This is a genomic window from Glaciimonas sp. OK215, from assembly GCF_057787885.1.
Genome location: NZ_CM173544.1, coordinates 606,447 through 618,975 on the forward strand (window position 1 = coordinate 606,447; position 12,529 = coordinate 618,975).

Below are 12,529 nucleotides of genomic sequence, written 5' to 3' on the forward strand. Positions count from 1 at the left end.
GTTGGGTCAAACATGTACGTCGCCCTGTTTGCTTATTCGGCAATCAGCCGTAAGCGCCACCAGTGAATAGCAGATCAAAGGTGCGCGCAATGCTGCCGATCAAGCCGATCGCACCGACCCCGACCGTCAATACCAGAATGACTGCTATCAGCCAGCTGGATTCCGACTTTTTGTCGGAGCCGGCGTTGTGTTGGGCGTCCCATTTTTCATCTGGGGTCAGTCCGGTTATCAGCGCCTCAAGAATGGCAATCAATGCCGAGATCAGTAGCGGCGCAAACAAATACATCTTTTGCTGATCAGGCCACAGCATCAGTGCGAGTAAGGATAGTGGCAAAGTGGCAAAATGCAGCCAGCCCCCAATGTCTTTACCGCCGTTTAAATAAAAACGGTGCAGGCCGATACTGCCGAATACTGTAGTGATAAAAGTGGCGAGGGTTTTGTTTTTGTGTGCGGTGGTCATGGGGCGTCGAGGAATATTGAGTCGCGTTGTCAGTGAATGAGGCGTAAAAACGGGCAGTGGCCACCTGATTCTGACGTTCAGCGTGGTCTCCAGACTGCCTAGTTGAGGGCGTAGTGTAGCGTAACCCTTGCGAAGTTGTTGATCGTAATCGTGATACTGGCCTGAACGCCCTGAGAGGGCTGAAAGCATCTCGAAATGCCCCCTGTTTGGTGGATTTCATGCAAGCCCCATGCACGTCGACAGGCAGTTGCAGGGCGCCTGATGCAGCGGCGCGACACCCTAGGGTAGTCCGAGGTTGCGGGATTGGTCTGACTTGCGTTATAATTTGCGGCTTTTTCCGTGTTCGACAACACTTTTTGGAATCATTATGGTCGTTATTCGTTTATCTCGTGGTGGCGCTAAGAAGCGCCCGTTTTACAACATCGTAGTTACTGATTCGCGCAATCGTCGTGACGGTCGCTTCATTGAGCGCCTGGGTTTCTACAATCCGGTTGCGTCTGGTGCATCGGAGAGCTTCCGTATTGCCCAAGATCGTCTGACCCATTGGGAAGGCGTTGGCGCGCAAATGTCGCCAACCGTTGCTCGTCTGGTTAGCCAGGCTGGTAAAAAAGCTGCCGTTTAATTCTGTAGCTGGCAACTGATTTGTCTACAGTTACTACAGTTACTACAGTTAGCGCAGTTACGCGGGCAGCTGAATCGGCACAATCAGGGGTCACGACTAGCGTTGTGATTCCGACAGATTTAATCATGGTCGGTTACATAACCGGTGCCTATGGTATTCAGGGCTGGGTGCGGATTAAGCCGTATTCGCCAGACGCCGATGCGTTATTGAACGCCAAAAAATGGTGGCTGGGTAAACCTGATGTGACAGATCTGCAAGATGTTGAGATGATGCAGGCCAAAAACCACAGTGGCGACATTGTGGCGCGGTTGGTCGGAGTGACTGGACGTGATGCCGCCGAGGCGCTGAAAGGCACCGCTGTGCATATTCGTCGCAGCCATTTTCCAGCATTGGACGACGGGGAATTCTACTGGGTCGATTTGATTGGCCTGGCAGTTGAAAACCTGCAAGGCGAACAACTGGGTGTGGTAGCTGACCTGATGGACAATGGCGCGCATCCGATCTTACGGATCGCTGTGCCGGTTGTTGCCGGTCAGGACAAGACAGCCGCAGAATTGTTGGTCCCTTTTGTGGATCAATTCGTCAAGACCGTTGATCAGGACGCAAAAAGGATTACGGTGGATTGGGGCCTGGATTATTAGGCGCCGGGTCATTAGCCGAATTCGCGTGCTTGAGTGGCAAACTGAGCGGCAAACAATTTCAGTAGGGAAGCAATCAGGTGGGCGCTATGCAATTTGATGTCGTCACGCTGTTTCCGGAAATGTTTGCGGCGTTAACGCAGTCGGGTGTTACACGGCGTGCATTCGAGCAAAAAAGATGTGAGTTGGTGCTGTGGAATCCGCGTGATTTCACTACCGACAATCATCGCACGGTAGATGATCGGCCTTACGGTGGCGGTCCCGGCATGGTTATGCTGGCCAAGCCGCTGGAAGCAGCGATCGAAGCCGCCAAACAGCGCCAGCAGCAACAGGGTTCGGCCGTACCTCGGGTTGTGTATCTGTCGCCGCAAGGCCAGCCGCTCACGCACCAGCGTGTCATGCAACTGAGTACCGAGCCAGGTCTGGTATTGTTGTGCGGGCGTTACGAGGCTATCGATCAGCGTTTGCTGGATCGTTGTGTTGATGAAGAAATCAGCCTCGGCGATTTTGTTTTATCCGGCGGTGAATTACCAGCGATGGCACTGATGGATGCGGTCGTCAGGCAATTGCCGGGTGTGCTGAATGACGGTGCTTCAGCGGTCGAAGACAGTTTTGTCAATGGCTTGCTGGATTGTCCGCATTACACCAGGCCTGAAGAATATGATGGTGTGGCTGTGCCGCCGGTATTGATGGGTGGGCACCATGCCGAGATCGAGAAATGGCGACGCCAGCAGGCGCTACTGGCGACTGTTAACAAGCGGCCGGATCTGATCTTGAAGGCACGTCAGGCAGGATTATTGACGGCCAGCGACGAGAAATTTTTACGCACTATCATCGGCTAGCACGGCAGTACGTTTGCAGGCACCGATGTTGATGTGTGATCAGTTTGTAGTAAGCAGTCAGTATCATGTAGTACGAAGAGCGGCCAGTCGGTCGTTCATGTTTAACCCCATCCTCTACTGAGCAGTGCATCGCACCTGGTGTCAGCAAGATGGTATCTGGAGCTAAAAATGGACTTGATCCAACAACTTGAGCAAGAAGAAATTGCCCGTCTAGGCAAAAATATCCCTGAATTCGCACCTGGCGACACCGTTGTCGTCAGCGTCAACGTAGTTGAAGGTACGCGCAAGCGTGCTCAGGCTTACGAAGGCGTTGTGATTTCGCGTCGTAACCGTGGTTTGAACTCGAACTTCATCGTCCGTAAGATTTCTTCCGGCGAAGGCGTTGAGCGTACATTCCAGTTGTACTCCCCACTGATCGCTTCGATCGAAGTCAAGCGTCGCGGTGATGTCCGTCGCGCCAAACTGTACTATCTGCGTGAGCGTTCGGGTAAATCGGCGCGTATCAAAGAAAAATTGCCGCAACGTCGTACTGCCGCTAAAACAGCAGCGTAAGCTTTACTGGTCGGGCATGTGTATTGCTTAGGAAAAGGGGCGCCGGCAGGTGCCCTTTTTTTATATTTGGCCTAAGCGCAAGGCTGATTGTCCAATAAACGGGGAGTGCGTCGGAGGGGATTCACTTTGAGTTGAACGGATCTCTAAATTTGTATGACAATAGAACTTCATGCGATGTGCTACAGGAATTGTTTTGGTTAAATTAACTTTCGATCCTCTGATGCTCCCGATTGATGCCGTCGCTGGCGAGTCAGCGCTGGCACCGGACAGGATGAATGCCGATTGGTTACGCCAGCGTTTCGCGCAGCCGCCGCCATGGCTTCCTGAAAATACCGATGAGCAGTTGCGTAATCGGAACAGAACGACTGCGCCGACCGCTGCTGCGGTCCTGATCCCGATTATCATGCACGCGGAAGGGCCGACATTATTGTTCACCCAGCGTACGGCGCACCTGACCGATCATGCGGGCCAGGTCAGTTTTCCCGGCGGCCGAACCGAACCAAGCGATGCGTCGGCGATCGAGACAGCATTGCGTGAAGCGGAAGAAGAGATCGGCCTGCCGCGTAGCGAGGTTGAGGTGATTGGCAGCTTGCCCGAATATTTCACCGGCACCGGATATCGGGTGACGCCGGTGGCCGGGTTGATTCAGCCGCCGGCAACGTTGCGTGCCGATCCCGACGAGGTCGCGGAAATTTTTGAAGTCCCGCTGGCTTTTTTGATGAATGGTCTGAACCATCAGTTGCGCACCTTCGACTTGCCGGATGGTTATCGCCGTACGTTCTATGCGATGCCTTACGAGCGCTTTTTTATTTGGGGGGCGACGGCCGCCATGCTGCGTAATTTATTTCACTTGCTGCGCGCATGATTCCGACATGTGCCGGTGGCAAGGCAGCTATTTCCGGCATCGAGCTTGCTGCGCCCGCAGTGGCTACGTATCGCCGTATTCCTTAAGCTGATTCACGCGAACTTTATACACTCTCGGTCATAATGGCTCTGGCCTGTCCGTGCAGACGCGAAACTCGACCTTTTCCATCGTCGATGCGCGAATAAATGCGCGCTAAGTGCCGGACAAGTTTGATTCTGTCGGTAGCCTGCGTTATCGTATGCTCCATCGGGTTGTTTAAATATAAAACAGGATTTGCTGACTTCTAAGGCTGATTGATGACTTTTCTCTCTATTCTGTTTGCACTGCTATTCGAACAACTCAAACCGCTTCGTGCGGACAATCCCGTATACGCGTGGATCAAGTATTTCGCGATCAGAATGGAGGCCTGGTTTAACGCCGGCCAGGCGCGCCACGGACGTGTCGGCTGGTTCTGTATGATGTCGGCACTGATGCTGCCAACGGCGCTGATTTACTGGCTATGTGTTCGCATCGGGCCACTGGCGGCATTTGGCTGGAATGTAGTGATTGTTTATTTGACGCTGGGATTTCGTCACTACAGCCATTATTTCACCTCGATCCAGTTGGCGTTGAATACAGGCGACGTTGCCACCGCACGCAGCCTGTTGGCCGAGTGGGCCAAAGAGGACACGACCGATATGGAGGTTAGTGAAATTTCCCGGATTGCGGTGGAAAAGGCCTTGATTACGACGCACCGTAATGTGTTTGGCGTGTTCTTCTGGTTTTTGATGCCGCTCGGCCCTGCCTGTGCGGTGATGTATCGGGTTGCTGAATATCTGGCGCGCGCCTGGAATGAGCCGGATCATATGAAAAATGAGAAGTTTGGCCGTTTTGCGGCGCAAGCTTTTTACTGGATAGACTGGATTCCGGCACGGCTGACTGCAGCTGCTTTTGCCGTAGTCGGCAATTTTGAGGATGCCATCTTCGCCTGGCGTAATTTTGCCGATCGCTGGGAGAGTGAAACCGACGGCATCATCCTGTCCTCCGGTGGCGGTGCGATGGGTGTATTGCTGGGAACGCCGGACGAGAATGCCAGCGCTTTCCTGCCGGTCGACGCCGCCACGGTAGACTCCACCGGACTTGAAACAGACAGTCCGCCGGGCGACGCGCCTACGCCGCGCGCACTTCAGAGTACGGTAGGCCTGGTCTGGCGTGCGTTGTTGCTTTGGATGTTTTTGTTATTGCTCATATCGGTGGCAGTCTGGTTGGGGTGACATTGTTTCTCTGCCATTTTTTTGATGGTCTTCTATAAGATATAATACGTAAGAATTGATTGCGTAATTGCAGAGTGGATTAACCGCCGCCTGACCGATGACCGGTCGGGCGACGTGGTAAATAAGCAAGTCTGATCTAATCACCCTCAATTGCATAAAACCGTAGCTCTCATCTCACAAGGATGGCGAGAATATGTTTGTTGTAAGTATCAAAAAAGAAATGAGCTGTCTGCATGGCCGATATTACTGAACCCACTAATGCGTCTGCCCGCGAATTTTTCATCCAGGGAATAACCAGTGATGGAAGACAGTTCCGCCCCAGTGATTGGGCGGAGCGACTGTGCGGCGCGATGTCCTGTTTTCGACCTGAAGGCAGCGGCGGGCGGAATGCCCATTTGCAATATTCTCCCTATGTTCGGCCGGCGCTGCTGAACGGTGTGCGTTCCGTTGTCGTGAATGAAGCTATACGCGAGATTGAGCCGCTGGCGTATCATTTCGTCGTCAATTTTGCCAAAGACAATGATTTGCAAATCGTGCATGCCTGCCTGCTGCCCGATGTAGATCAATCAAACAAAGAATCGCCGCACTCGTCCTGAGATACGGTCACGCCGCGATCCGGCTGGGATTAGATCCGGCCGGCAACAGATTTGTATTCGGCATCCAACAAAATCATACGGAATTTCTACTATTCGGCAGTACTGCGAAAAAGAAATAGCCATACGACGCTTCCAGACAAAAAGTCCGTGTAATATTTCGCACAACTGTTTGCAATGGAGTGGAAATGTTTCGAAGTGGCAGGACATTCTTTTTACCCATTGCTGCTTTATCCGGGCTGATGCTGGGCCTTGCTGTCACGATCGTTGGATTTGTCTGCGTGCTCCATCTTGAGCACCAGAAAATGCAGGCCGATTTTCGGCAGAGCGCGAATATACATCTGCGCACCGTGGTCCACGGTTTCGAAGATGTGGTGTACAAACTACGCACCGTGACGCAGCTATTTGCCGTTGTGGATAGTGTTACCCGCGAGCAATTTCATGACTTTGTCGAGCCACTATTAAGTCGCTCGCCTTATATTCAGGCGCTCGGTTTTCAGCGTTTGATTACGCCAGCGCAGCGCCCGGCATTTGAAGCCGACATGCGCAAGCGCTATCCCGACTTCCTGATTCGCGAAATGGTCGATGCCAGGACGGACGCCGGTTCACTCAAGGCGCCAAGCCGTATTGTTGACTACATCGAGCCGATTTCCGGTAACGAAGCCGCATTCGGCTTGAACATCTCGAATAACCCGGCGCAGGAAGATGCGATTGAGCGCGCGCGCGATACCGGCCTGCCATCGTCTACTCGTGTGTATGGCTTGACCCAACCCAGTGCCTACAAGTGGGGCTTCGTGATCCTGATGCCGGTTTATCAGCGCGGTGCGGTGCTGGCGACTGTGGAGGACAGGCGACGGGCGGTAACCGGGTACACCAGTGCTGTCATGCGTGCCGATGATGTGGTGGGAAAAATACTGCTGCGGGAGGATAAGGAACCACTGGCTAAAGTGTTGCTGAGCGTGTATGCCAATGCGACGCCAACTGCGTCCAGTCTGGTCTATCGTAGCGGCAGCCATGATGCGGCCTCCTCTCTCAACATGTTTTCGACCTGGCTGTTCCAGGACATGCCGGAAACCATTTCACGCAACTTCGACGTCGCCGGAAAACCGTGGTACATCGTGGCAACCACGCCGCAATCCGCTTTTGCCGAAAGTCATCTGGGGTCATTGCTGGTGCTGATCGTCGGTGGCTTGTTAAGCTTGATCGGCGCTTCGTATATGTACGTTTTGGCGACCCGTTCCAGGCGCATTGAGCGTCTGGTCGATGTCCGCACCCGGCAGGTGCGTCTGGCGACCGAATTGATGAAGGAAGACAGCGTTGCCCGCAAGCGGGCGGAGCAGGCGCTGCAATTGTGTGAGCGGGCAATCGAGGCGAGTGCCCACGCGATTATTATCACCAGTGCGAGCTTGCCCGACCATCCGGTGGAGTATGTTAATCCGGCATTCCAGCTCATCACCGGCTACACCGCAGAGGAGATGATCGGACGCAATATCGATGTGCTGTACGGCGATGATAACGAGCAGGCCGGACTGGAAGAAATTCGTTCCGCGCTCAGGGAGCAACGTAGCGCCAATGCGATATTTCGCAGCTACCACAAGGATGGCACGCTGTTTTGGAACGACATGTACGTGGCGCCGGTCAAAGATGGCGCCGATAAGGTCACGCATTTTGTCACCGCCTTATATGACATCACGGAAATGAAACGCTATGAGGCCGAGTTGGAGCATCAGGCGCGTCACGATACGCTGACCGGACTGGTAAATCGGAATGTGCTGCGTGACCGCCTGAGTCAGGCAATTGTTTATGGCGCACGTTACAGCCATCAGGTATGGGTGCTGTTCGTCGATCTGGACCGCTTCAAATTCGTCAATGACACCTTGGGCCATAACGCCGGAGACCAGTTATTGAAGAAAGTCGCGGCGCTGCTCAAATCGTTCACGCGCGAGGCCGATACGATTGCCCGGCTCGGCAGCGATGAGTTCGTACTGATTCTGCCTGAGCGCCGCGAAGAGGAGCTGGGCGTCAAATTGATACAGCAGATCATGGAAACGATTGCGCGACCCTTGCAAATCGAAGGACACGATTTTTTCCTGACCTGCAGCGTCGGCGTCGCGGTATATCCAAATGACGGTCAGGATCCGGAAAGCCTGTTGAAGCATGCCGATATCGCCATGTATCGGGCCAAGGAGATGGGCAATAACAATTACCAGTTCTATACCGCCGAGATGAATGAACGGGCGCTGGAAAGATTGCGCATTGAAGGGGATTTGCGCAGTGCGCTGGAGCGCAATGAATTTGTGCTGCATTATCAGCCGCAGGTAGATTTCCGCACCGGCCGTATCGTTGGCATGGAGGCGCTGATCCGCTGGATACATCCGAAGCTTGGCGTGATCTCGCCGACGCGATTTATCGATCTGGCCGAAGAGACCGGCTTGATCGTGCAGATCGGTGCCTGGGTGCTGCGCACTGCCTGTGTGCAAGCCAAAGCGTTCCAACGCAAGGGTTTGGGATATTTACGGGTCTCGGTGAATTTGTCGGTACGTCAGTTCTATCAGAAGAATCTGGTGGAGTCGGTGATCAAGGTATTGGATGAAACCGGCCTGGCACCGCATTATCTGGAGATCGAGTTAACTGAAAGTCTGGTGATGACCGACGTACAGTTGGCGGTGGGCATCCTCGAACATTTAAAAACGGTCGGTGTGCAATTGTCGATTGACGATTTCGGCACTGGCTATTCCAGTCTCGCTTATCTGAAGCGTTTCCCGATCGACGCGCTCAAGATCGACCAGTCATTTGTGCGCGACATCACGCGCGATCAGGATGATGCGGCGATTGTTGCTTCGATCATCTCACTGGCCCATAACCTGCGCTTGCAGGTGATTGCCGAAGGGGTCGAAACGCGCGAACAGTTGTCCTACCTGCAGCGCCATCGCTGCGATGAAATGCAGGGTTTTTATTTCAGTCCGGCAGTTCCTGCCGAACAGATTGAAACAATGTTGCGCGAAGGCAAGACACTGCCGTAACGTTTGTCAGACTGCTGGTTGCGCGGCGTGTAGCCATCTTCAGGAACACAGGCAGCAGTTTGCGGTCGTATTGTCTGCCGAGCAGGCAGGCCCTTGTCACGCTAAACTGAATGCGCAAGAGAGTCGCATTTTTCTTATGGAGCATACGATGACAACCACCAGAACCGAGCGCGATACCTTTGGCAACATTGAAGTTCCGGCAGAACGCCTTTGGGGGGCGCAAACGCAACGCTCGCTAGAGCACTTTCATATTTCCACCGAGCGCATGCCGACCGAGCTGATCACGGCACTGGCCTTTGTCAAACACGCTTGCGCCCGGGTCAATCTGGACCTCGGAAAACTGGAGTCGCGTAAAGCTGGCGCCATCATGCGTGCAGCAGAAGAGGTGATCGGCGGCAAACATCCGGATGAATTTCCATTGGCAGTCTGGCAAACCGGTTCCGGTACGCAGAGCAACATGAACATGAATGAAGTGCTGGCCAATCGTGCTTCCGAGCTGCTCGGCGGTGAGCGCGGCGAAGCACGTTTGATCCATCCGAATGATGCAGTTAATTTAAGTCAGTCATCGAATGATATTTTCCCGACAGCGATGCATGTCGCTGCAGTGGCGGGTATCAGCGAATCATTGTTGCCGGCATTGAAGGCATTGCGTGCCACCTTGCAGGAAAAGTCGCTGGCGTTCGCCGACATCGTCAAGATTGGCCGCACCCATTTGCAAGATGCGACGCCGCTGACGCTGGGTCAGGAGTTTTCCGGCTATGTCGCGCAACTCGATCATGCCGAACGCATCATCGCCGCGTCGTTAGATGCCTTGTACGAACTCGCTGCCGGAGGTACGGCGGTTGGCACCGGTCTGAATGCGCATCCTGAATTCGGCGCCCGCGTCGCTGCGGAGCTGAGTAAAGCGCTGGACCTGCCGTTCCGTACTGCAGAAAACAAGTTTGCCGCGCTGGCGGCCCACGATGCGCTGGTCGCAGCGCATGGTGCATTAAAGACTTTGGCTGCGGCACTGATGAAGATCGCGAATGATGTGCGCTGGATGGCTTCCGGGCCGCGGTCCGGGCTGGGTGAAATCAGTATTCCGGAAAACGAACCAGGTAGTTCGATCATGCCGGGCAAGGTAAATCCGACCCAGTGCGAAGCGCTGACCATGTTGTGTTGTCAGGTGTTCGGCAACGATGTCGCGATTAACTTCGGCGGCGCTTCCGGCAATTTCGAGCTGAATGTGTTCAAACCGCTGATCGCGCATAACTTTCTGCAAAGCGTGCGCCTGTTGGCAGACGGTATGAACAGTTTCGATCATCATTGCGCGCGCGGTATTGGCGCGAACGAGGATCGCATTGCCGAGCTGATGGAGCGCTCGCTGATGCTGGTGACCGCGCTGGCACCGCATATCGGTTATGACAAAGCCGCTCAAATTGCCAAGCATGCGCATCACAATGGCAGCACCTTGAAGCAGGCGGCACTGGATCTCGGCTATGTCACCGAGCAGGAATTCGCGGCCTGGGTGCAGCCTTCGCAAATGATCCGGCCTGAATAGCGAGAGCTGACTTTTGCCCGGGAAAGGCGTCAGACGGATGTTGCCTGAGTAGCCCTATGTTAAATAAGGTTAATTTAAATGCCTTCCGTGGCGCGTTGAATCATGCTTTACTATAATGCTGGCTACTGATCGTAGCGTTTTGGCAAGTGGTCGCCCCGGGCTGAGAGCGAACCCGCGTTGCGGCCACTACCTGCGATCTGCATTCTTTTTAGCGTCATCCCGAAAGCCTATGTTTCTACCCGTTTTTCTACGTCCAACCTGCTGTGTCGATGCTGCGCCGAAGCTAAGGTTTTTCAGGGTTTTTTGCGCATGACGACATGCCGCCGCAGGCCTGCATCATGGTTGATGTATCCCATCTACGCCATTGTCTTCGGCCTGCTGTCCGTGAATGCAACCGAGGCTTGCGCCGCCTATAAAGTCGAGATTGACGCTCCCAAGGAAATCAGCGCTTTGCTGAAAGAGCATCTTGATCTGGTGCGCTACAAGGATCGCGACGATCTGAGCGAAGACCAGCTGAAATTCATGCTCGAGACGGTGAACGATCAGGTCGTGCAACTTGCTTCGACCGAGGGTTATTTTTTACCGACCACCACGGTCAAAGTTGATCCGGGCGAGGTCAAGGTGATTCATCTGAAGGTGGATGCGCATCAGCGCACCATGGTTTCCAGCGTCAACATTGATGTGACCGGCAAGGTTGCGGCTGAAGTGCCGGAACGGATCCCCCGAATTCAGCGCAACTGGCGCTTGCCAGTCGGTCGGCCATTCCGTCAGGGCGATTGGGATGCGGCCAAGGAGCACAGTTTGCAGCTGCTGCAATACAAGCGGTTTCCTTCAGCCAGGATTGTGCGCTCTGAGGCAAGAATTGAACCTGATAACAACGCTGCAAAATTATCGGTGCAATACGATAGCGGACCGACGTTTACACTGGGCGCGCTGGAGATCAGCGGTACTAAGCGGTATCCGCCAAGCATCATCGAAAACGTTAATCCGCTGAATGTCGGTGAGGATTATGACCTTGATCGCTTGCTGTATTTACAGCGGCAGATTCAGAGTACCGGTTATTTCGGGAATGTCATCGTCGGTATCGATGACGATCCGGCGCACCCGGAGCTGGCGCCGGTGAAGGTCCAGGTCACCGAATTTCCAACGCAACGCATCCGTGCCGGTGTCGGCTATGCCACGGATACCGGCGCCGATGTGCAGGGACGCTATACGAATTACAACATATTCGGCAATGCCTGGGTGTTTGACAGCCAGGCCAAGATTGAACAGAAGCGTCAGCAGGGTTCGCTCGAATTGGATATGCCGCCAGACCAACGCAGCTTCATCAACGGTATCAATACTTCGGTTGATCGCACGACGCTGCAAGGGGTTGACCTGCGTAGCCTGCGGGCCGGATTGAAGCGCGCGCGTACCCTGGAAAATTACGACACGGCGCTGACGCTCGATTATTATCGCGATGCGCTACAGCAAATCGATGGCGCAGTGTTGCCACCCAACACCGTGATCCTGCCGGGCCAGCATCAGGCGGTGGTGCCGGGATTCAGCTGGACCCGGCGTGACGTCGATGATCAGATTTTCCCGACCGAAGGCCATATATTTTCGGCCCAAACCGGGATTGCTTTCAAGGGCCTGCTGACCGACCAGAATTTTTTTCGTGCTTATCTGCGGTACAAGCAATACGTGCCGGTCGCCAAACGCGACATCATGATTTTCCGCGTGGAAGGCGGCGCGGTGATTACCCAGGGCGCCAGTTCGGAAGTGCCGGCATCGCTGTTGTTCCGCGCCGGCGGTAATGAATCTGTGCGTGGTTATAGTTATCTGGGTATCGGCAACACGCAAAACGGCATCGTTTATCCAACCAAATATCTGGCGACTGCCAGCGCCGAGTATCAGCACTGGTTCAATCATGCGTGGGGCGGTGCGGTGTTCTACGATATCGGTGCCGCGACCAATAGCTGGGCCGCTAAGGAAATCAAGGTCGGCACCGGCGTAGGCGTCCGCTGGCGCAGCCCGGTGGGTCCGGTCAATGCCGACCTGGCATATGGCGTACAAGACAAACGCATCCGGCCGCATATTTCGCTAGGCATCGCTTTTTGAGAAATTGGTTCCTAGTTCATTTACCACTACAAGACAGTTTG

Annotated in this window: 11 protein-coding genes; 10 read left to right on the plus strand and 1 reads right to left on the minus strand. The window is 54.2% G+C overall.

Annotation, left to right across the window (positions count from 1 at the left end; genetic code table 11):
* Nucleotides 1-43: 43 nt before the first annotated feature.
* Nucleotides 44-460: an NINE protein gene (locus AC3CHX_RS02800; RefSeq protein ID WP_488642590.1), complete on the minus strand. Its 417-nt coding sequence runs from the start codon at nt 458-460 to the stop codon at nt 44-46.
* 367 nt (nt 461-827) lie between these two features.
* On the opposite strand from AC3CHX_RS02800, the gene rpsP reads away from it, so the two are divergent.
* The 10 genes from rpsP (at nt 828) to AC3CHX_RS02850 (ending at nt 12,488) form a co-directional block, all read left to right on the plus strand.
* Entirely contained in the window at nt 828-1,082 is a 255-nt protein-coding gene (gene rpsP / locus AC3CHX_RS02805) for a 30S ribosomal protein S16 (RefSeq protein ID WP_108439946.1), read from the plus strand.
* A gap of 125 nt (nt 1,083-1,207) precedes the next feature.
* Nucleotides 1,208-1,723, plus strand: coding sequence for a ribosome maturation factor RimM (gene rimM, locus AC3CHX_RS02810; protein WP_488644706.1), 516 nt, complete (start codon nt 1,208-1,210; stop codon nt 1,721-1,723).
* Nucleotides 1,724-1,809: 86 nt separating this feature from the next.
* The gene (gene trmD / locus AC3CHX_RS02815) at nt 1,810-2,562 is read left to right on the plus strand and encodes a tRNA (guanosine(37)-N1)-methyltransferase TrmD (protein WP_488642591.1); all 753 of its coding nucleotides are present in this window, start codon (nt 1,810-1,812) and stop codon (nt 2,560-2,562) included.
* A gap of 168 nt (nt 2,563-2,730) precedes the next feature.
* The gene (gene rplS / locus AC3CHX_RS02820) at nt 2,731-3,114 is read left to right on the plus strand and encodes a 50S ribosomal protein L19 (protein WP_488642592.1); all 384 of its coding nucleotides are present in this window, start codon (nt 2,731-2,733) and stop codon (nt 3,112-3,114) included.
* 193 nt (nt 3,115-3,307) lie between these two features.
* Nucleotides 3,308-3,979 (plus strand): CoA pyrophosphatase, encoded by a 672-nt coding sequence (locus tag AC3CHX_RS02825; protein WP_488642593.1) that lies wholly within the window; start codon nt 3,308-3,310, stop codon nt 3,977-3,979.
* A 296-nt stretch (nt 3,980-4,275) separates the two neighbouring features.
* Entirely contained in the window at nt 4,276-5,232 is a 957-nt protein-coding gene (locus tag AC3CHX_RS02830; RefSeq protein WP_488642594.1) for a CobD/CbiB family protein, read from the plus strand.
* 233 nt (nt 5,233-5,465) lie between these two features.
* On the plus strand, nt 5,466-5,828 hold the full coding sequence (locus tag AC3CHX_RS02835) for a DUF3579 domain-containing protein (protein WP_488642595.1): 363 nt from the start codon (nt 5,466-5,468) through the stop codon (nt 5,826-5,828).
* A gap of 185 nt (nt 5,829-6,013) precedes the next feature.
* Nucleotides 6,014-8,848, plus strand: a complete 2,835-nt coding sequence (locus AC3CHX_RS02840; RefSeq protein ID WP_488642596.1) for a bifunctional diguanylate cyclase/phosphodiesterase — start codon at nt 6,014-6,016, stop codon at nt 8,846-8,848.
* A gap of 148 nt (nt 8,849-8,996) precedes the next feature.
* Nucleotides 8,997-10,388, plus strand: coding sequence for a class II fumarate hydratase (gene fumC / locus AC3CHX_RS02845; protein ID WP_488642597.1), 1,392 nt, complete (start codon nt 8,997-8,999; stop codon nt 10,386-10,388).
* A 345-nt stretch (nt 10,389-10,733) separates the two neighbouring features.
* Complete coding sequence (locus AC3CHX_RS02850) at nt 10,734-12,488, plus strand: autotransporter assembly complex protein TamA (protein WP_488642598.1); 1,755 nt, start codon at nt 10,734-10,736, stop codon at nt 12,486-12,488.
* The last annotated feature ends 41 nt before the right edge of the window (nt 12,489-12,529 follow it).

Bases quoted from the DNA above. Each gene is read 5' to 3' on its own strand.
- AC3CHX_RS02800 (WP_488642590.1), bottom strand. From the start codon at position 460: ATGACCACCGCACACAAAAACAAAACCCTCGCCACTTTTATCACTACA.
- rpsP (WP_108439946.1), top strand. From the start codon at position 828: ATGGTCGTTATTCGTTTATCTCGTGGTGGCGCTAAGAAGCGCCCGTTT.
- rimM (WP_488644706.1), top strand. From the start codon at position 1,208: ATGGTCGGTTACATAACCGGTGCCTATGGTATTCAGGGCTGGGTGCGG.
- trmD (WP_488642591.1), top strand. From the start codon at position 1,810: ATGCAATTTGATGTCGTCACGCTGTTTCCGGAAATGTTTGCGGCGTTA.
- rplS (WP_488642592.1), top strand. From the start codon at position 2,731: ATGGACTTGATCCAACAACTTGAGCAAGAAGAAATTGCCCGTCTAGGC.
- AC3CHX_RS02830 (WP_488642594.1), top strand. From the start codon at position 4,276: ATGACTTTTCTCTCTATTCTGTTTGCACTGCTATTCGAACAACTCAAA.
- AC3CHX_RS02835 (WP_488642595.1), top strand. From the start codon at position 5,466: ATGGCCGATATTACTGAACCCACTAATGCGTCTGCCCGCGAATTTTTC.
- AC3CHX_RS02840 (WP_488642596.1), top strand. From the start codon at position 6,014: ATGTTTCGAAGTGGCAGGACATTCTTTTTACCCATTGCTGCTTTATCC.
- fumC (WP_488642597.1), top strand. From the start codon at position 8,997: ATGACAACCACCAGAACCGAGCGCGATACCTTTGGCAACATTGAAGTT.
- AC3CHX_RS02850 (WP_488642598.1), top strand. From the start codon at position 10,734: ATGTATCCCATCTACGCCATTGTCTTCGGCCTGCTGTCCGTGAATGCA.